This is a genomic window from Pseudomonas inefficax (assembly GCF_032164165.1).
Taxonomy (GTDB): Bacteria; Pseudomonadota; Gammaproteobacteria; order Pseudomonadales; family Pseudomonadaceae; genus Aquipseudomonas; species Aquipseudomonas inefficax.
This window is the reverse complement of sequence record NZ_CP134401.1, coordinates 4,306,947-4,327,087: the sequence shown is the minus strand read 5'-3', so window position 1 is coordinate 4,327,087 and position 20,141 is coordinate 4,306,947. Positions and strand designations below refer to the sequence as shown.

15 protein-coding genes are annotated in these 20,141 nt (G+C 64.5%); 9 read left to right on the top strand and 6 right to left on the bottom strand.

From position 1 onward, the window contains the following. Positions 1-57: 57 nt before the first annotated feature. Entirely contained in the window at positions 58-876 is an 819-nt protein-coding gene (gene ppsR, locus RIN61_RS19555) for a posphoenolpyruvate synthetase regulatory kinase/phosphorylase PpsR (RefSeq protein WP_009684026.1), read from the top strand. 163 nt (positions 877-1,039) lie between these two features. Here ppsR and RIN61_RS19550 read toward each other — a convergent pair whose 3' ends face one another. Next, positions 1,040-5,905: an NAD-glutamate dehydrogenase gene (locus RIN61_RS19550; RefSeq protein WP_313853495.1), complete on the bottom strand. Its 4,866-nt coding sequence runs from the start codon at positions 5,903-5,905 to the stop codon at positions 1,040-1,042. Positions 5,906-6,179: 274 nt separating this feature from the next. On the opposite strand from RIN61_RS19550, the gene RIN61_RS19545 reads away from it, so the two are divergent. Next, positions 6,180-6,533: a hypothetical protein gene (locus tag RIN61_RS19545; protein ID WP_112252093.1), complete on the top strand. Its 354-nt coding sequence runs from the start codon at positions 6,180-6,182 to the stop codon at positions 6,531-6,533. A 185-nt stretch (positions 6,534-6,718) separates the two neighbouring features. Here the strand turns inward: RIN61_RS19545 and RIN61_RS19540 are convergent, their stop codons facing one another. Beyond that, the gene (locus RIN61_RS19540; protein ID WP_313853492.1) at positions 6,719-7,624 is read right to left on the bottom strand and encodes a LysR family transcriptional regulator; all 906 of its coding nucleotides are present in this window, start codon (positions 7,622-7,624) and stop codon (positions 6,719-6,721) included. 123 nt (positions 7,625-7,747) lie between these two features. Here RIN61_RS19540 and lysA point away from each other — a divergent pair, with 123 nt between their 5' ends. From lysA to RIN61_RS19525, 3 genes are all read left to right on the top strand, one after another. Then, complete coding sequence (gene lysA, locus RIN61_RS19535) at positions 7,748-8,980, top strand: diaminopimelate decarboxylase (RefSeq protein WP_313853490.1); 1,233 nt, start codon at positions 7,748-7,750, stop codon at positions 8,978-8,980. 312 nt (positions 8,981-9,292) lie between these two features. Next, entirely contained in the window at positions 9,293-9,736 is a 444-nt protein-coding gene (locus tag RIN61_RS19530) for an acetyltransferase (RefSeq protein WP_112252090.1), read from the top strand. 43 nt (positions 9,737-9,779) lie between these two features. After that, the gene (locus RIN61_RS19525; protein WP_112252089.1) at positions 9,780-10,517 is read left to right on the top strand and encodes a GntR family transcriptional regulator; all 738 of its coding nucleotides are present in this window, start codon (positions 9,780-9,782) and stop codon (positions 10,515-10,517) included. Positions 10,518-10,563: 46 nt separating this feature from the next. Here RIN61_RS19525 and RIN61_RS19520 read toward each other — a convergent pair whose 3' ends face one another. Both RIN61_RS19520 and RIN61_RS19515 read right to left on the bottom strand, forming a co-directional pair. Continuing rightward, a complete protein-coding gene (locus tag RIN61_RS19520) occupies positions 10,564-13,644 on the bottom strand; it encodes a MexW/MexI family multidrug efflux RND transporter permease subunit (protein WP_313853487.1) in 3,081 nt (1,026 codons plus the stop codon). Then, positions 13,641-14,738, bottom strand: coding sequence for an efflux RND transporter periplasmic adaptor subunit (locus tag RIN61_RS19515; RefSeq protein ID WP_313853486.1), 1,098 nt, complete (start codon positions 14,736-14,738; stop codon positions 13,641-13,643). The genes RIN61_RS19520 and RIN61_RS19515 overlap by 4 nt, the downstream gene beginning before the upstream one ends. Before the next feature lie 85 nt (positions 14,739-14,823). Between RIN61_RS19515 and soxR the strand changes: the two genes are divergently transcribed. Then, positions 14,824-15,279, top strand: a complete 456-nt coding sequence (gene soxR, locus RIN61_RS19510; RefSeq protein WP_016500816.1) for a redox-sensitive transcriptional activator SoxR — start codon at positions 14,824-14,826, stop codon at positions 15,277-15,279. Between the two features lie 191 nt (positions 15,280-15,470). Here soxR and RIN61_RS19505 read toward each other — a convergent pair whose 3' ends face one another. Further along, positions 15,471-15,767: a DUF3144 domain-containing protein gene (locus RIN61_RS19505; RefSeq protein ID WP_112252086.1), complete on the bottom strand. Its 297-nt coding sequence runs from the start codon at positions 15,765-15,767 to the stop codon at positions 15,471-15,473. Between the two features lie 142 nt (positions 15,768-15,909). Here RIN61_RS19505 and RIN61_RS19500 point away from each other — a divergent pair, with 142 nt between their 5' ends. From RIN61_RS19500 to RIN61_RS19490, 3 genes are all read left to right on the top strand, one after another. Beyond that, positions 15,910-16,770 carry a CAP domain-containing protein gene (locus tag RIN61_RS19500; RefSeq protein WP_112252085.1) on the top strand — a complete coding sequence of 287 codons (861 nt, stop codon included), beginning with the start codon at positions 15,910-15,912 and terminating at the stop codon, positions 16,768-16,770. Positions 16,771-16,991: 221 nt separating this feature from the next. Next, a complete protein-coding gene (locus RIN61_RS19495) occupies positions 16,992-17,774 on the top strand; it encodes an aldolase (RefSeq protein ID WP_047932985.1) in 783 nt (260 codons plus the stop codon). A gap of 44 nt (positions 17,775-17,818) precedes the next feature. Next, on the top strand, positions 17,819-18,709 hold the full coding sequence (locus RIN61_RS19490; RefSeq protein ID WP_112252084.1) for a dihydrodipicolinate synthase family protein: 891 nt from the start codon (positions 17,819-17,821) through the stop codon (positions 18,707-18,709). Between the two features lie 77 nt (positions 18,710-18,786). On the opposite strand, the gene RIN61_RS19485 is transcribed toward RIN61_RS19490, so the two are convergent. Further along, positions 18,787-20,094, bottom strand: a complete 1,308-nt coding sequence (locus RIN61_RS19485) for a T6SS phospholipase effector Tle1-like catalytic domain-containing protein (RefSeq protein WP_313853479.1) — start codon at positions 20,092-20,094, stop codon at positions 18,787-18,789. Between the last annotated feature and the right edge of the window lie 47 nt (positions 20,095-20,141).

Genomic DNA, 20,141 nt, shown 5'->3' with positions numbered 1-20,141 from the left:
GGCAAACCGAACTTATCATATCCAGAAAACGTCATCAGCTTAAGGCCCAGATCGCAAATGAAACGAACCGCGTTCTTCATCTCCGACGGCACCGGCATCACTGCCGAAACCCTGGGCCAGAGTCTGCTCGCTCAATTCGAGAGCATTCCGTTCAATAAATTCACCCGCCCCTACATCGATTCGCCGGAAAAGGCGCGGACCATGGTCCAGCAAATCAACGCTGCGGCCGAGCGCGATGGTGTACGCCCGATCATCTTCGACACCATCGTCAACCAGGACATCCGTGAGATCCTGGCGACCTCGAATGGCTTCATGATCGACATCTTTTCTTCGTTTTTGTCCCCGCTTGAGCAGGAATTGACTGCCCATTCGTCGTATTCCGTCGGCAAATCGCACTCGATCGGCGGCAATTCCAACTACATGGAACGCATCGAGGCGGTGAATTTCGCCCTCGACAACGACGATGGCGCGCGGACCCACTACTACGACAAGGCCGACCTGATCCTGGTAGGCGTATCGCGCTGCGGCAAGACCCCAACCTGCCTGTACATGGCCATGCAGTTCGGCATCCGCGCCGCCAACTACCCGCTGACCGAGGACGACATGGAGCGCCTGCAACTGCCGGCGGTGCTGAAAAAACACCACAACAAGCTGTTCGGCCTGACCATCGACCCGGACCGGCTGACCGCCATCCGCCATGAGCGCAAGCCCAACAGCCGCTATTCCAGCTTTGCCCAGTGCGAGTTCGAAGTGCGCGAGGTGGAAAGCCTGTTCCGCCGGGAGAACATTCCCAACATCAATTCCACGCATTTTTCCGTGGAGGAGATTTCGGCGAAGATCCTGGTCGAGAAAGGGGTGGAGCGCAGGTTCAAGTAAGCCTGTACCGGCCTCTTCGCGGGTAAACCCGCTCCCACAGGGACTCACTACACTCAAGTCTTGTGATATCCCTGTGGGAGCGGGTTCACCCGCGAAAGGGCCAGCACAGGAATACAAAAAAGCCCCGGCATCACTGCCGGGGCTTTTCATTTCAGCTCATGGCTCAGGACGGCACCACCGCCGCCTGCCCGCTCATGGCCAGGTCGACCAGCTCGCGGTTGGCCACCGCGTACATCGCATAGTCGGTACCGGTAGCATTGCGCAGGTCATCCAGCATGGCGCGCCAGCGCTCCACCATCACCCGGTGCTGCTCGGCCCACAGCGCCACGCGGGCGTCCATGTCTTCCGGCGCATCGGCCATCTGCAATACCGAGATGGTGATCGCCCGCTGCTGCAGGTCGATGTCGTCGCGGAACGCCTCGCGGGCCAGCGCCTGCCAGTTGTTCTCCACCGGCAGGTTGCTGATTTCCTGCAGGTACCAGGTCAGGTCCAGCGCGCTGCCCACGGCGAAGAACGCCTTGGCCACCTGCGCCGGCTCATGGCCGGTGACATCAGCCGCCTCGATGATCGGCAGCAGGGTGTACAGATGGCTGGTGCCAGCCACCATGCGCGCCAGCAATTCCGGCACACCGGCGTCGACGAAGCCCTGGTAGCGCACCATCCAGCGCTCGCGGGTCGGGCCTTCGAGCAACTCGTCGAGCTTGAGCCCCAGTTGCGCGATCTTCGGCCCGAAGTGCGCGGTGTCACGCCCGGCGTCCTGCTCGTTGCGGCGGCTGCGCAGGAACCAGCGGGTGGCACGGCGGCCCAGGCGCATCAGCTCGTCCATCAGGGTCAGCTGGATCTCCGCCGGCACCTGGTAGTCCAGTGCCTCGATCTGGCGGAACCAGTGCGGCAGGTGGAAGATGTCGCGCACGATCACATAGGCCCCGGCCACGTTGGCCGGGCTCATGCCGGTCGACTCCTTCAGGCGCTGGACGAAGGTGATGCCCATGTTGTTGACCAGGTCGTTGGCGATCTGGGTGCTGACGATCTCGCGCTTCAGGCGGTGACGGCGCATGGATTCGGCGAACTTGCTGACCAGCGACGGTGGGAAGGCGGTTTCCATGTCGCGGGTCAGGTAGTCGTCGTCCGGCACCAGCGACTTGAGCAGCTGTTCCTTGAGGTCGATCTTGCTGTACGAGATCAGCACCGACAGCTCGGCGCGGGTCAGGCCCTGGCCGGCGGCCAGGCGCTCGGCCAACTGTTCCTCGGACGGCAGGAACTCGATGGCGCGGTCCAGCTTGCCACGGGCTTCCAGGTCGGCCATCAGGCGCTTGTACTCGGCAATGCGCTCGCGGGCACGGCGGGCCGCCAGCGACAACGCCTGGGTCTGCTTGTAGTTGTTGCCCAGCACCAGGCCGGCCACTTCGTCGGTCATGCTGCCCAGCAGCTGGTTGCGCTGCTTCTCGGTCATGTCGCCACCCTGCACCACTTCGTTGAGCAGGATCTTGATGTTGACCTCGTGGTCGGAGCAGTCCACGCCGCCGGCGTTGTCGATGAAGTCGGTGTTGGTGGCGCCGCCGTGCAGGCCGAACTCGACCCGGCCAAGCTGGGTCATGCCCAGGTTGCCGCCCTCGCCCACCACCTTGCAGCGCAGTTCGTTGCCATTGACCCGCAGCGCGTCGTTGGCCTTGTCGCCGACATCGGCATGGCTCTCGGTACTGGCCTTGACGTAGGTACCGATGCCACCGTTCCACAGCAGGTCTACCGGTGCCTTGAGCAGCGCATTGAGCAGCTCGGTCGGGGTCAGGCGGTCGGCGTCGATGGCGAAGCGCTCTTTCATCTGCGGGCTGATGGCGATGCTCTTGGCACTGCGCGGGAAGATCCCGCCGCCTTCGGACATGATGCTGGTGTCGTAGTCGCTCCAGGCCGAGCGCGGCAGGTCGAACAGGCGCTTGCGTTCGGCAAAGCTTGCGGCTGGCTCCGGGTTCGGGTCGATGAAGATGTGCAGGTGGTTGAACGCGGCCACCAGTTGCAGCTTGTCGGACATCAGCAGGCCGTTGCCGAACACGTCGCCGGCCATGTCGCCGACGCCAATGACGGTGATCGGGTCTTCCTGCACATTGATGCCGCGCTCGCGGAAGTGGCGCTGTACGCCCACCCAGGCGCCGCGCGCGGTAATGCCCATCTTCTTGTGGTCGTAACCGGCCGAGCCGCCCGAGGCGAAGGCGTCGCCCAGCCAGAAGCCGTAGTCGATGGCAATGCCGTTGGCGATGTCCGAGAAGGTCGCGGTGCCCTTGTCGGCCGCCACCACCAGGTACGGGTCGTCATCGTCATGGCGTACCACGTTGGCCGGCGGCACCACGCCACCGTCCTTGAGGTTGTCGGTGATGTCGAGCAGGCCGGAAATGAAGATGCGGTAGCACACCACGCCCTCGGCGGCGATCTCGTCACGGCTGCCGCCCAGCGGCAGGCGGCGCGGCAGGAAGCCGCCCTTGGCGCCGACCGGCACGATGACCGAGTTCTTCACCTGCTGGGCTTTGACCAGGCCCAGCACCTCGGTGCGGAAGTCTTCCTCGCGATCGGACCAGCGCAGCCCACCGCGGGCCACGTTGCCAAAGCGCAGGTGCACGCCCTCGACCCGTGGCGAGTAGACGAAGATCTCGAACTTTGGCACAGGTTTGGGCAGCTCGGGGATCAACTTGGGGTTGAACTTGAAGCTGAAGTACGACTTGTTGAGGCCGTTGGCGTCCGGCTGGTAGAAGTTGGTGCGCAGGGTGGCCTTGATCAGGTCCAGGTAGCGGCGCAGGATGCGGTCTTCGTTGAGTACCTGTACGTCGTCCAGCGCGGTCAGGATGGCTTGTTCCAGGCGCAGCTGCTTGTCATCCAGGTCCTCCTGGGTGAGCTTGCGCGCCAGGTAGAAGCGGGTCTTGAACAACCGGGTCAGCTCGCGGGCGATGTCGGTGTGGTTGTTCAGGGTGCTGGCGATGTAGCCCAGGTCGAAGCCCAGGCGAATCTGCTTCAGGTAACGGGCGTAGGCGCGCAGCAGCGCCACATCACGCCATGGCAGGCCGGCGGTAAGCACCAGGCGGTTGAAGGCGTCGTTCTCGGCATCGCCGCGGACGATGTGGATGAAGGCGTCCTGCAGGGTGTCGTTGAGCTGCTGGATGTCCAGGCTCAGGCCTTCGCTGTAGGTGAAGGCGAAGTCGTGGATCCAGTAGCCGCGGCCATTGGCATGGCGCAGGCGGTACGGGAACTCGCCGAGCACGCGCAGGCCAAGGTTCTCCAGGATCGGCAGCACGTCGGACAGCGCCAGCGGCGTGTCGGCGTGGTACAGCTTGCAGTGCAGGGTGCGCTCGCCGACCTGGGTCAGCGGCTGGTAGAAGCTCATCGCCAGCGGCTTGCTTTCCGACAGGTTCAGCACGTGCTGCAGGTCGACCACTGCCGAATGCGCGGCAAAGCGCTCGCGGTAGCCAGCCGGGAAACCTTTGGGGAAGTCGGCGAGGATGTTGGTGCCCTGGGCTTCGCCGAAGTTTTCGATTACCAGCGCCGAGTAGTCGTCATGCCACGAACGGCAGGCCTGGATCACTTCGCGTTCCAGCTGCTGCGGGTCGATGTCGATGCGGTTTTTCGGGTCTACCCGCAGAATCAGCTGTACACGGGCCAGCACCGATTCGGAGAAGAAGGTCCAGAATTCGCAGTCGCTGGCCTTCAGGCGCTCCATCAGCACCTGCTGGATCTTCTGCCGCACTTCGGTGGAGTAGATTTCCCGCGGTACATAGGCCAGGCAGTAGCAGAAGCGGCCGTATGGGTCCTTGCGCAGGAACACGCGGATCTTGTTGCGTTCCTGGATCTGCACGATCGACATGACAGTGCTGAACAGCTCGTCGACCGGGGTCTGGAACAGGTCGTCGCGCGGCAGCACTTCCAGCACCTGGGCCAGTTCCTTGCCCAGGTGGGCCTTGGGATCGAAGCCAGAGCGGCGCTCGACTTCGGTGACCTTCTGCCGGATATAAGGGATGGCATGCACGCTTTCACCGTACACCGACGAGGTGTACAGGCCCATGAAGCGATGTTCCTTGATCACCTTGCCATCGGCGTCCAGCTGGCGGATCGACACGTAGTCCGGGTAGGCCGGGCGGTGTACGCGGCTTGGCAGGGCGGCCTTCGCGAAGGACAGCAGCAACGGTTCGTTGAGGTAGGCCACGGCGTAGTCTTCGATGCGCAGCTCGTCGCTCGTCAGGCCCACGCGCAGGCGGCGCGGCAGGCCGAGGAACGACTGCTCGTCGTAGACCATCTGGCCGCCATCGGCGTCGCCCTTGACGGTGAATTCTTCATAGCCCAGGAAGGTGAAGTGGTTGTCCAGCAGCCACTCGAGGAACGCCTTGACCTCGCCCTTTTCGTGGTGCGCCGGGCCAAAGGCGGTCTGCTCCACCTCCGCCACCACTTCACGCAGCTTGGCCTTCATCGGTTCGAAGTCGGCCACCACCACCCGCACCTCGGCCAGCACCTGCTCGATCTCGCGGGCCAGTACCGTCAGTTCGGCAGCGTTGGCGCAACGGTCAATCTCCAGGTACATCAGCGACTCATGGCGTACGCCCTCGCCCTGGGTGCCCTTGGGCAGCAGTTCCAGCAGCTCGCCCTTGGCGCCGCGGCGCACACTGAGCACGGTGGTCTGCAGGGTGTGGATGCTGTAGCCGCGGCGGTTGAGCTCGGTGCGTACCGAGTCGACCAGGAACGGCAGGTCGTGGTGCAGCACTTCGACCACGCTGTGGGTCGATTGCCAGCCATTGCGTTCGTAGTCGGGGTTGTACACCCGTACTTGCGGGTACTCAGGGTCGAAACGCTCGATGATGCGCCAGGCTGACAGGGTGCAGCCGGCCAGGTCGGAAAGCCTGCGCTGGGTGAGTTCGTCCAGAGAGATGATGCCGAAGAACTGCTCGGCGAACAGCGCAACTTGTGGCAGGGACTGTTCGCTGATGTGCTGCGCCAGGGCCGCTTGCAGTTGATGCTGGAAGTCGGCTTTGCTGGCTGCGGTGAAGAACGCCATCTGTGGTACTCCGCTTGGGCTTTGTAATAATTGAAGCGTCGCTGCGTGCGCCGTGTACGGATCAACGATAGCCAACCCGTGGCAAGGCGGACGGTAAAACCAGGCGTTGAACGTGCGCAGGCACGCCCAGGGCTCGCCGAAGCTTAACGACTGATCGGTCATCAAGGCTTGCAGCGCTGCGACAATTTCGGTCAAGGGGGGGTAACTTTACGTTTATGCCTGTCGGCAAGGCTGTCAGAATTCCCTTCCGTTCCCCTTGATCCGAGCCTTGTCCATGCAAATCAATACTGCCCTGCTGTTCGCCACCCCTTGCGATGACGAGGAAGACAACATGGCGACCCTGTGCTGCCACAGCGACAAGGGTCAGATGTTCCTGCTGACCCGCTACCCGGACGAAGACACCGTTGACCTGACACTGGATGACGAGCCGTCGACGCTGGATGGCCTGAAAGTGACCCTGAGCGCCAAGCGCCTGCTGATCGAGGTGGCGGCCGGCGACCGCGACGCACTGAAGGGCGATGAGGTGCTGGAAATCAACCTGACCAGCGAGTTGAGCGACATGGATGAAGTGAAGGAAACCCTGGAGAACATCCTGGCCGGGACTGGTACCTTCGTCTGCGAAATCTGAACACTTGCGCGGCCCCTGTGGGAGCGGGCGTGCCCGCGAAGCAGGCGACGCGGTGGCTGGCACCGGCTACGCCGGTGTTCGCGGCCACGGCCGCTCCCACAGGGACCGCATGAACCCGAAACCTGCGCGATCCCTATGGGACCGGGTTTACCCGCGAAGCAGGCGCCGCGGTGGCTCAGAGGGCATCAGATCAGTGCCGCCTGCATCTCTTGGGCCTGTTGCCGCAACGCCTCACAAAACGGCTCCACCGCCGCCGACGCCGGCCGGTGGTCCGGCCTGATCAGCATCACCTGATACGGCACCGACACCCGCAACCGCCGGATCGGCAACCCGCCCTGCGCCGCCTCCAGGCCGCTCAGCGGGTTGATGATTGCCACCCCCAGGCCCTGCCTGACCATGGCGCAGACCGAGGCAGCACTGGTGGTCTCGATGACCGTGCGGCGGTTCACCCCTGCCGCGCGAAAGTGCTGGTCCAGGCGTTGCCGGTAGGTGTCCAGCCTGGCCAGGTTGATGAAGTCAACCTCGTGGAAATCGCTCAGTTCCAGCTCTGCCCTGGCCTGCAACGGGTGCCCGTCGGGCAGCACGCACACCATGTTGGCACTGAACAGCAATTCGCCGTAGGCGCCACGCGGTATCTGCTCGACCTCGGTCAGGCCCAGGTCATGCTGCTGGGCCACCAGTGATTCCTCCAGCAACGGCGACTCCTGCGCCAGGATACTCACGCTCACGCCCCGGTGCTGCTGGTGAAAGCGCTGGCAAGCCTTGGGCAGCAAGGTCTGGGAAAACAGCGGCAGGCAGGTAATGGCCAGCCGGCCCTGCTCGAAATTGCGGATGGCCTGGGCAAAGCGGTCGATGCGCTCCAGCCCCACGTAAGCCCGCTCAACCTCCTCGATCAACAGCAGCGCCTGGGCCGTCGCCACCAGGCGGCCACCTTCGCGCTCGAACAGGTTCAGCCCGGTAACCTGCTCCAGCCGCGCCAGTTCGCGGCTGACAGTGGGCTGCGAGGTGAACAGCAGGCGCGCAGCCCCGGTGACGCTGCCAGCGGCCATGATGGCGCGGAACACTTCGATATGGCGGACGGACAGTTTCACAGCGATACCTGGTAAGTCGGCAATAGCCATATCAGATATGAATGGCTGACAGAAAAATAGCTATTTTTCTGAATTCCTGCTTTGGCTCATCCTCATGGCCTTCTTTATATGAGTAGCGCCGCCATGACTGCACCCTTCACTCTTCTGGCCGAGGCTGTCCGCCAGCACGGCTCGCCGCTGTGGGCCTACGACGCCGGCACCATCGCCGAGCGTGTCGAACAGCTGAAGGTGTTCGACACCGTGCGCTTCGCCCAGAAGGCCAACCCCAACCTGCATGTGCTGCGCCTGATGCGCGCCCACGGCCTGGTGCTGGACGCAGTGTCGCTGGGCGAAATGGAACGGGCTTTTGCTGCGGGTGCAAGCGTGGATGGCGACCCTGCCGGCGTGGTGCTGACCTGCGACGCGCTGGATCGGCCGACTCTGGAGCGGGTGGTGGCCTCGAAGATCGAAGTCAACGCCGGCTCCATCGACATGCTGCGCCAACTGGGTGAACGCTCGCCTGGCCACCGCGTGTGGATCCGCATCAACCCCGGCTTCGGTCACGGCCACAGCCGCAAGACCAACACTGGCGGCGAGAACAGCAAGCACGGCATCTGGCATGAAGAGCTGGGCGAAGCGCTGGCCTGCGTGAAAACCCATGGCCTGCACCTGGTAGGGGTGCACATGCACATCGGCTCGGGGGTGGATTATCAGCATCTGGAGCAAGTGGCGCGCTCGATGATCGAGCTGATCGGCCGCCTGGGCGTGGACATCGAGGCGTTCTCCATTGGCGGCGGCCTTTCCACCCCGTACCGCAGCAGCGACAAGCCGGTCGACCTGCAACGCTACGCCCGGACCTGGGCCGTGGCCCGCAAGGAAATCGAAGCGATGCTGGGCCACCCCGTGCGCATGGAGATCGAGCCAGGGCGCTTCCTGGTGGCGGAATCGGGCTACCTGGTGGCCGAGGTACGCGCCGTGAAGCAGGTGGGCCGCAATACCTTCGTCATGATCGACGCCGGCTTCAACGACCTGATGCGCCCTGCGATGTACGGCGCCTACCACAGCATGACCTTGCTCGACGCCGACGGCCATCCGGTGCAGCGCCCATGTCAGCCGACCGTGGTGGCCGGGCCGCTGTGCGAGTCGGGTGATGTATTTACCCAGGATGACCAGGAACTGACCCCACATGACCTGCCCCAGGCGCAGGTGGGTGACCTGCTGGTGATCCACGACGCCGGGGCCTATGGCGCGTCGATGTCGTCAAACTACAACAGCCGGCCGTTGCTGCCGGAATTCCTGATCGAGGATGGGGCGCTGCGGATGATTCGCCGCAGGCAGACGGTGCAGGACCTGCTGGGCCTGGAGGCGGGCTTCTAGACACTGTTTTCCAGGCATGTGCGCAACCTCTGTGGGAGCGGCTTCAGCCGCGAAGAATCCAACTCGGTGCATGGCACCGGCTGCGCCGGTGTTCGCGGCTAAAGCCGCTCCCACAGGTATGGCGCCCCCACAGGTACGGCGCCGGGCTTGAGGGCAGTGCTTGCTTGTGGGAGCGGGTTTACCCGCGAAAGGGCCGGCCCGGGCGACACATCAGCTGGTGCCTTGCCCCACCGTCCATTGCCCCGCCTCACATAATCCGGGTACCCTTTTTCTTCCTCCCTGCCCCGACCATATACCGCCAGGCACGACTCCATGATCATTCGCCAAAGCATCGCTGCAGATCACCTGCAACTGCTCGATATCTGGCTGCGCGCCGTACGCGCCACCCATCATTTTCTGCAAGCCTCCGACATCGACGCGCTGCTGCCACAACTGCGCGACGTCTACTTTCAGGCCGTCGAACTCTGGGTTGCGGTTGACAGCGAAGACCGCCCGCTGGGCTTCATCGGTTTCAATGGCGACCACGTGGAAATGCTCTTCGTCGACCCTGAGCGTCACGGCCAGGGCATAGGCCGCGCACTGCTGGATTTCGGCCGCCAATCGCGCAGCACGATGAGCGTCGATGTCAACGAGCAGAACCCGCAGGCAGTGGGCTTCTACCAGCATTACGGCTTCATCCAGACTGGCCGCTCACCGCTGGATGGCGAAGGCCGGCCGTTCCCTTTGTTGCATATGAGCTTGCCCGCCCAGGCCTGATTTCCAGGGCCGCAGTTACAAATTCGCGAGACAGAGCAAAGGTATGAACCCGACGCGTTACAGCACCGTGGCCAAGGACTTGATGGAAGGCATCGCCAGCGGCCGCTACCCGGTGGGCAGCCTGCTGCCAACCGAGTTCGCGCTGTGCGAGCTGTACGATGTGAGCCGGCACACGGTGCGCGCGGCGATCAACCAGTTGCTCGACCAAGGGCTGGTATCACGGCGCAAGCGCGTGGGTACCCGGGTGGAGGCCAGCAGCCCGCGCGGTGGCTACTCGCAGTCACTGGCCAGCGTGGCGGAACTGGCGCACCTGGCGCAAACCCAGCAACGGGAAATCCAGGACGTGCGCCACTTCGTCGCCGACCTGAGCGAGGCGGCGCGGCTGGGGCTGGTTCCGGGCGAGCACTACTTCTGCGTGTCGAGCATCCGTGTCGACCGCGCGCACAACGCGGCGCCGCTGTGCTGGACCGATGTGTACGCGCAGCGCGACTATGCCGAGGTCATCGAGTTGGCCCGCGAACACCCCGACCAGCTGATTGCGGGGCTGATCGAGCAGCACTATGGCCGGGCGATCGCGGTGGTCGACCAGCAGGTGCGGGCAGTGTTGCTGAGCGCGGAAATGGCCCGGGTGCTGAAGGCCGACGCAGGCGCACCGGGGCTGAAGATCATTCGCCATTACCGCGAGGAAAACGGCGACCTGATGGCGGTGTCCGAGACGGTGCACCCGGATGACCGCTTTACCCTCGTTACCCAGATGCGCCGGGACAGGTCACCGTCCTGATCGAGTAATCGGGGCCGCTATGCGGCCCCAATGGCCCGGTTCCCCTTCACATACCCAGCACCCTCTCAGCCTCCGCCAACTGCTGCCCCCGCACCGTGGTCAGCCGATGGTCTCGCGCCAGCAAGGCATAGATCGTCGGCAGCACAAACAGGGTAAACAAGGTCCCCACCAGCATCCCGCACACGATCACCACTCCCAGGCCAAAGCGGCTGTTGGCCCCGGCGCCGCTGGCGAACAGCAGCGGCAGCACGCCGAAGGTCATCGCCGCCGTGGTCATCAGCACCGGCCGCAGGCGTATCTGCGCAGCGCGGACGATGGCGCTGGCACGGTCGAGGTTGTCACGCACCTGGATCTCGTTGGCGAACTCCACCATCAGGATGCCGTGCTTGCTGATCAGGCCGATCAGGGTCACCAGGCCGATCTGCGTGTAGATGTTCAGCGTGGCCCAGCCCAGCGCCAGCGGCAGCAGCGCACCGCAGATCGACAGCGGCACGGTCACCAGGATGATCAGCGGGTCCACCAGGCTTTCGTACTGCGCGGCCAGCACCAGGTAGATCACCACCAGGGCGGCGAGAAATGCCCACATCAGGGCAAAGCCCTCCTGCACGTACTGGCGCGACTCCGACTGCCAGTCATGGCTGAAGCCAGGTGGCAGTTCGGCGGCAAGCTGTTCGAGAAATGCCACGGCATTCCCCATCGACACACCGGGCGCCGGGATCGCCTGCAGGGTACTGGCGTTCTGCTGGTCGAACTGCAGCAAGCGGTTGGGCGCCACTTCGATGTCCAGGTGCACCACCGTGGCCAGCGGTACCAGGCTGCCGTTTTCGGCGCGCACGTACTGGCGGTTCAGCGCCGCTGGCGTCAGGCGCTGGTCCTGGATGCTTTGCGGGATCACGTCGTAGGAGCGCCCGAACAGGGCGAAGCGGTTGAGGTACTGTTCGCCCACCAGCACACCCAGCGACTCGCCGATGGCCTGCATGCTGATGCCCAGGCTGGCCGCCTTGGCGCGGTCGATGCGCACCTTGACCACCGGGTTGTTGTAGTCGAGGTCGCTGTCCACCACGCTGAACAGGCCGCTGTCGCGGGCGCGCTGCTTGATCATCTCCATGGTCTGGTACAGCTTGGGGTAGTCCTGTGCGCTGCGCAACACCATCTGCACCGGCAAGCCACCGCTGGAACCCGGCAGCGAGGCCACCTGGAAGGCGAAGATGCTGCTGCCCTCGATGTCCGCCACGGCCTGCTGCAACTGCGCCTGCACCTGCGCGGCGGAACGCTCGCGGGCCTGCCAGGCGCTGAGGTTGATGCCGCCGAAACTGGCGGCCGGGCCGTCGGTGCCGTTGATGATCCAGGTGTCGGTGGTTTCGGCGAGGGACTTCATCACCTGGTCCAGCTTCAGACCAAAGCGCTCCACATAATCCAGGCTGGCATGCTGCGGCGACTTGATGGCTGTCAGCACCGCCGCCTGGTCCTCGGGCGGGGCCAGTTCGCGCTGCGGCAGCAGGTACAGCCAAGGCAGGCTCAGGCACACCAGAAGCGCCACCCCACCACTGATCCAGCGATGCGCCAGGGTGTAGGCGAGTACTCGCCCATAGGCCCCGGTCAGCATGCCGAACAGGCGGTCGGCCATGTTGGCCATGGCGCCATGCTGCTGGCCGGGTTGCAACAACAGCGAACTCATCACCGGCGACAGGGTGAGCGCGACGATGCCGGACACGATCACCGCCCCGGCCAGGGTCAGGGCAAACTCACGGAACAGCGTGCCGGTCAGCCCGCCCATCAAGCCGATTGGCGCGTATACGGCGGCCAGCGTCAGGGTCATGGCGATCACCGGCCCGGCGATTTCCCGCGCCCCGGCCAGCGCCGCGACAACCGGCGACTTGCCCTCTTCGATATGGCGGTGCACGTTCTCCACCACCACGATGGCATCGTCCACCACCAGGCCGATGGCCAGCACCATCGCCAGCAAGGTCAGCAGGTTCAGGCTGAAGCCGAACAGCAGCATCAAGCCCGCCGCACCGAGCATCGACAGCGGGATGGCCACCACTGCGATCACCACGCTGCGCAGCGAACCCAGGCACAGCCAGATCACCAGCACCACGATCAGCATGGCTTCCACCAGGGTGCGCAGCACTTCGTCGATCGAGGCGTCGATGAAGCGTGCGGTCTCGTAGGCCAGCGCCACCTCCACCCCAGGTGGCAGGGTCTGGCGGATCTGCGGCAGCAGCTGGCGAATGCCTTCGACGATCACCAGCGGGTTGCCGGTCGGGGTGGGGAACAGCCCCAGGTGCACGGCGGGTTTGCCGTTCATGGTGGCGCTGGTCTGGGTGGCTGCCGCGCTCAGCTCGACGGTACCGACATCGCGCAGGCGCACCAGGTCGGTGCCATCGTTGCGAATGATCAGCTCGCGGAAGTCCTCGACCCGGGTCAGGTCGGTATCGACCTGGATATCGGCCAGCACATACTGCCCACGCACCTGCCCCGGCGTCGCCTGGTAGTTGTTGGCACGCACCGCCTGTGCCACATCCGCGGCCGTCACACCGCGCCCGGCCATCTGCTCGCTGTCCAGCCACAGGCGCATGGCCAGGCGCTGCCCGCCGAACGACTGCACCTTGGCCACACCGTCGATGCCGGAGAACTGCGGTTCCACCACCCGCGACAGGTAATCGCTCAGTTCGGGTATCGACAAGGTTTCGCTGGCAAAGCCCACGTAGGCCACCGCGGTGGAGTCACCTGCCGACAGCTCCACCACAGGGTCGTAGGCCTTTTCCGGCAGGCGATAGCGCACCTGGTTGACCTTGGCCATGGTCTCGGCAAGTGCCTGGGTCGAATCGCGGTTGAGCACCATGCGCAAGGTGATCAGGCTGCGCCCCTGCTGCGACGACGAGGACAGGTAGTCGATGCCCTCGACCGACGACACCGCCTGGGTGATCGGCTGGGTCACGAAGCCTTGCATCAGCTCGGCGGAGGCACCGGGGTACTCGGTGCTGATGGTGATGGTGGAGGTTTCCAGCAGCGGGTACTGGCGGATCGGCAGCTTGCCCATGGCAAACAGCCCCAGCAGGATGATCAGGCTGCTGACCACCAGCGCCAGTACCGGGCGGCGGACAAAGAGGTCGGTGAACTTCACGATTGCCGCCCTCCCTGGCTGGCCTGCAGGCTGTCCTGCGCCACGGGCTCGACCGGCATGCCGTCGCTCAGTTTCAGCTGCCCGGAAACCACCACCTGGTCACCGGGCGCCAGGCCTGAGGTGATCTCCACCCGCCCTTGCCAGCGCTCGCCGGTAGTCACCCGTACCCGGCTGACCCGGGTGCCATGCTGCGGGTCCCGGGTAGCGACGAACACCGTCTGCCCGTAGGCGGTGTAGGTGATCGCGGTTTCCGGCACGGCCAGCACGCTTGACGGCTGCGCGGCATCCAGACGCACGCCGGCGTACATGCCCGGCTGCAACTGCCCGCCCGGGTTCGGCAAGGCCGCCTGCACCTGCACCAGGCGCGCCTTGCTGACCACCGGGTCCACCGCTACCACCCGGGCCTGGAAGTCCTGCCCGTGCACCGCATCCACCGTAAGCGCCAGCGGTTGCCCCACGTGCACCTGCGGGGCGGCTTGCTCGCCCAGGGAAAAATTGACATGCAGCTGGCTGATATCGGCCAGGCTGGCGATGGTCTCACCAGCGCTCAGGTACTGGCCCTGATGCACCCGGCGAATGCCGAGCTTGCCGGCAAAAGGTGCACGTATGGCCTTTTGCGCGATCAACGCCTCGACATGCTGCAGCTCACCGCTGGCCACGTCCACGGCGGTGGCGGCATTGTCCAGCAGCTCCTGTGACACGGCGTTCACCGCGCGCAGCTTGCGGCTGCGCTGCAGCACCACTTCGGCATTGCGCAGCTTGGCCCGCAACTGCACACGCTGGGCTTGCTCGGGAGCATCGTTCAGCTGCACCAGCAACTGCCCTGCACTCACCAATTGCCCCGACTCGAAGGCGATGCGGGTGATGCGCCCCGCCGTCTCGGCCGCCACCTGTACCTGGTTGACCGCCTCCAGCTCTCCCGAAGCAAAGTTCTGCCGTGCCAGCTGCACCTGCTCGGCCGTGGCCAGGGCCACCTTGGTCGCCGGCCATGCCGCTGCAGCCGGCGGCGCCGAGCCGCTGCCGACCAATGCATGGGCAGCGCCCAGCACACCTGCAACAGCGCCAGCCCAGGCCATCAACGTCCTTTTGTTCATGCAGTGCTCCGATCATCAGGGAAAGCGGTTGCAGAGAAGATCGGGCAGGACTATAAGAGCTCAACTTAACTTGAGGTCAACAGGGATGGCAGCGGACAACACACGGATGCTGACGGTAGGGGAAGTGGCCAAGCGCAGCGGCGTGGCGGTGTCTGCGCTGCACTTCTACGAGACCAAGGGGCTGATCGCCAGCGTGCGTACTGCGGGTAACCAGCGCCGCTATCCTTCACTGGTTTTGCGCACGCTGGCCATCATCAAGGTGGCGCAGCGCACGGGTATTCCGCTTGAGGAGATCAAGCAGGCCTTCAGCCGCTATGCGCCCAACAGCAAGCTCACCGCAGCGCAATGGGGCGAGATGTCGACCGCCTGGCGCGAAGACCTGAACGCCCGCATTCGCACCCTGGAAGCGTTGCGCGACAGCCTGGACAACTGCATTGGTTGCGGCTGCCTGTCGCTGGAGGATTGCCCGCTGCGCAACCCCGAGGATGTGCTGGGCAAGGAAGGTACCGGGGCGCGGATTCTGGAGAAGAAGGCCCGATAAGGCTGCACTGGCAGGTAGAGGACTGAATCCGCAAGCGGTCCGCGTACCCTGTGGGAGCGGCTTTAGCCGCGAAGAATCCAACGCGGTGCATGGCACCGGCTGCGCCGGTGTTCGCGGCTAAAGCCGCTCCCACAGGGTCCCTGCTAGTTCAATGAGCCGTGTGCAGTTCCATGAGATCGCGCCCCCATGGTTCAGTCGCCTTTACCTAGCACAAACCGGTCAAAATGCTCGATGTGCTCGTCCAGGTTGTCCTCGAGCATCATCCGGTACTGCTCGCAGAAATACTTCAACAGCTCCTCCCGCGCGGCAGCCAGCTCGGCACTGGTCTTGAAGCTGCGGGCGCTCATCCAGGCATTGAAGCGCGAGGCGCCGAAGGTCAGTGAGGCACTGACCTTGCCCAGGTCTTCGATTTTCTCGATCTGCTGGTTCGCCAGGTCGATATGCGCATCGGCGCGGTCATAAAAAGCCTGATCGGTAGCTTGTGTCATTGCGTTTACCTTGTTGCAGCATTCAAGTTGAGTACTAGCGAAAAATTGTACCCCGTGCACGTGAACCTGTATTGAGGCGCACAGTCTTAGCCGAGCCCTCAATTCGGCTTTGCCGCCGTCATTCACCCGAGCCATTCACCCCATGCGCCAAGCAGTCCGTCGCTCCCCCTTCGTCTCGCTCTGCCTCATTCCTTTGTTCCCTCTGTTCGCCAACCCCGCCCATGCCAGTGGGGAAAGGCAGCTTGTGGCAGCCATCAACGATTATCGCGCCCAGCCACAGCGCTGCGAACGGCGCGTGATCCGAGGCTCGACGCCGCTGGTGCTGAAGCCGAAACTGGCGTTGCCGGTCGGCTACAGCGGGGAGTTGCGGCAGGGATTGAAAGCTGCGGGTTATCAGGCGGTGAAGGTGCGGGCCATCCGTCTGGTCGGCGCGCAGGATGCCGAGGAGGCCTTTGACATGCTCCGCAGCGACTATTGCGCAGCCCTGCTCGATAGCCAGTATGCCGATATCGGTGTCAGTCGCTCACGCAACGAATGGCGAGTGCTGCTGGCTCGGCCTCTGCTCGATGCCCGGCTCGGCGATGGGCGATCGGCCAGCAACGCGTTGCTGGCACAGGTGAACGCTGCACGGGCGAAGCCGCGCCTGTGTGGTCGCCAGCGCTTTGCCGCTGCACGCCCGTTGACCTGGAGCACCGCCCTGGGAACGGCGGCGCAGCGCCACAGCCGGGCGATGGCCAACGACAATTTCTTCGCGCACCGCGACCTCGACGGTGATCTACCCGCGGATCGGGCCTGGGATGCCGGCTACCGTGGGCGGCAGATCGGCGAGAACATTGCCGCAGGCCAGGGCTCACCGAGCAAGGCGATGGCAGGCTGGCTGGCCAGCCCCGGGCATTGCGCCAACCTGATGAACCCGATGTTTACCCAGGTGGGCGCGGCCTTTGCCGAGAACTCGCGTAGCGATAACGGCGTTTACTGGACGATGCTGTTCGGCGCGCCTTGAAGGGCACGTGCCAGCCCTGTGATCAGGGCTGGCCTGCCGATCGTTGCCTGCACCACCTCTGACAACCCGCCATACCTCGCCGCCGCGCAGTCCGCATGACTGGCGCTGTCGATGACACATCGCTTGCATATGACACTTTGTGTCATTAATATCGCAGCTGTGTCCTGACGGTGTTCCTCGCCGATCAGCCAACCATCGCCCTTTCCGTGCAGGTACCGCCCATGACGACCACCATGCAGACCCCCAAGGACCAACTGGTCAAACTCGCCCAGCAGCAGATGCTGACGGCGCTGGCCGACAACACCTACACCCCTCGACAGAAACTCGCCCTCACCTGCCGCATCCTGTTCGACGGTGGCCACGACTCCGGCCTGGCCGGGCAGATCACCGCCCGCGCCGAGCAGCCTGGCACCTACTACACGCAACAACTTGGCCTGGGCTTCGACGAGATCGCCGCTTCCAACCTGCTGGTGGTCGACGAAGACCTCACCGTGCTGCAAGGCCGCGGCATGGCCAACCCGGCCAACCGCTTCCATAGCTGGCTGTACCGCGCACGCCCCGACGTCAATTGCATCATCCACACCCACCCACTGCACAGCGCCGCCCTGTCGATGCTGGAAGTGCCACTGGCCATCTCGCACATGGACTTGTGCCCGCTGTTCGACGACTGCGCGTTTCTAAAGGAATGGCCCGGCGTACCGGTGGGCAACGAAGAGGGTGAAATCATCTCCAGGGCGATCGGCGACAAGCGCGCGATCCTGCTTTCCCACCACGGCTTGCTGATCGCCGGTCGCTCGATCGAGGAAGCCTGCGTCCTTGCCATGCTGTTCGAGCGCGCAGCAAAGATGCAGCTGCTGGCCATGGGTGCCGGTGACATCCGCCCCATCCCGGATGCCCTGGGCAAGGAAGCCCACGACTGGATCTCCACCCCCAAACGTCATGGTGCCGCGTTCAGCTACTACGCGCGCCGTGCCTTGCGTGCCCATGGCGACTGCCTGGGCTGACTGAAGCTGTACGCTTTCCCCAACAACGGCAGAGGTGCCTGGTTATGTCTACACCTGTAATTCGCGGCGTTATCGGTTACACCATCACTCCCTTCATGGCAGACGGCACGCTCGACCTGGATGCCCTGGGCCTGTCCATCGACCGCCTGATCGCCGACGGCGTGCACGCCATCGCACCGCTGGGCAGCACCGGCGAAGGCGCCTACCTGTCCGACAGCGAATGGGAAACCGTGGTGCGCTTCAGCCAAGCGCGCATTGCCGGCCGCGTGCCCAGCGTGGTCAGCGTCTCCGACCTGACCACCGCGCGCACCGTGCAACGCGCCCGCCTGGCACAGGCATGCGGTGCCACGGCGGTGATGGTACTGCCCATCTCCTACTGGAAGCTCACCGAAGCCGAAGTGGTTGCCCACTACAAGGCGGTGGGTACGGCCATCGACATTCCGATCATGCTCTACAACAACCCGGGCACCAGCGGCACCGACCTGTCGGTGGAGCTGATCCTGCGCATCCTCGGCGAAGTGCACAATGTGACCATGGTCAAGGAAAGCACCGGCGACATCCAGCGCATGCACCGCCTGTTCAAGGCCACCGATGGCCAGGTGGCCTTCTACAACGGTTGCAACCCGCTCACCCTGGAAGCCCTGGTGGCCGGTGCCACCGGCTGGTGCACCGCCGCGCCCAACCTGATCCCGACGCTGAACCTGGCGCTGTGGGATGCGGTCCAGCAAGGCGACCTGGCTGAAGCCCGCGCGCTGTTCTACCGCCAGTACGAACTGTTGGAGTACATCACCCGGCGCGGCCTGCCCACCACCATCAAGGCCGGTTTGCAGATGCTCGGCCAGGATGTCGGCGCTCCACGCCTGCCCCTGCAGCCGCTGGATGCGCAAGGCAGCGCCTACCTGAAGGGCCTGCTGGACGCCGTTCTCGGCAATTGACGCAGGTCCTGTGGGAGCGGGTTGACCCGCGAACACCGGCGCAGCTGGTGCCATGCAAACCCCCTCCCACAGGCGGCTCAAGCGACTGGATTGGCATGCATCACCCGCCCCCCTGCCCTCGGCCGATTGACGAACAACACATCCAGCACACTGTTACGCAACCCCTTCAACGCATTCCAGTTCGCCGACGCATGCACATACCTGTCGCGCAACAAACACAGCTCATCCTCGGTCAACCCAGGCTCTTCGCATTCACCCAAAGCAAATCCGTGCAACTTGCGGCTGATGCCCAGCAACTCCTCCGGCAACCGATGCTCAGCCTGCCCGCCCAAAGGCGCAAACGGCACACCCGCCCGCACCGCCAACTCGCGCATGATGCTCAGGTAAACCCGGGAAAGCTGCCCCGCTACTTCCCGCTCGCGATACACCGCCGCATAAACCTGCTTCTGCGCCTCGCTCGGCAGGCCACCGGGAATCGGCTCCTCCCAGACCAGCACCTGCGGCCTGGGCGCCCCCAGTTCGCCGAATGCCGACCCCAGCAAGGCACTGACGCTGGCATGCACGCGAGTCTTCTCGGCGCGCATACCCTGCGGCACCCGCTGTGACTGCGGTTTGCACAGCAGCACCTGCTCCTGCGCGGTATCCGGGTAACCACCGCCAATGTTCGAATGCACGCCCGGCAACAGGATGTCATGGCCACTGCGCACCAGCGGGAAGTTGTGCCGCTGCTCGTCACCCGCCACCAGTTGCACCATTTGCCGGGCAATGCCCGCGCCCAGGCCCAGGCGCAAGCCACCATGGCGGTCGTCGGCGGGATCGAAGTCACCCTGCAGCGGCGCGATGATCGCCGCCACTGTGTCGAACAGGCCGATGAAGTTGATCACGATGCCGCAGGGTGCAGCCAAGCGTTCGCCGCCGCCATCGTGCAAGAGGTTGGCCAGATGCCGCACCGCCGCCGCGCCCCGGCTGAAACCGAACAGGTCGAACTCGACCCGCTCGAGCCTTGCCTGTGGGTGCGCCCGAAGCCAGTCCCGCAGCTGCCCGGCAATCCCCGCCAAGGCCTCCTCGACCCGCGCCTCGGTCCCCCTGCTTCCGCACCCGGTGGCCGAGGCATAGGCATGGTCCGCCTCCCCCGCCAGGGTGCCCACGCCCTCGACATAGCGCTTCAGAAACGCCATGGTCCCGTCAGCATTGGCCCCCTGCGCCGGGTATAGCGCATGCAACAGGGCCACATTGCTCAAGGCATTGGCATAACTCGCCCCCTTGCCCGCCGGTGCATCCACCGCCATCACATTGTGATGGTTGTTACCGGTGCCATCGAAGAACACGCCAAAACGCAGGGTGAGCGGCGTGATGCGTGCAGTGCTACAGCTGTTCAGGTCCATCTTGGTGCCTCCTGCTTGTGCAAAAAGCACAAGCAGGCGCCAGCACA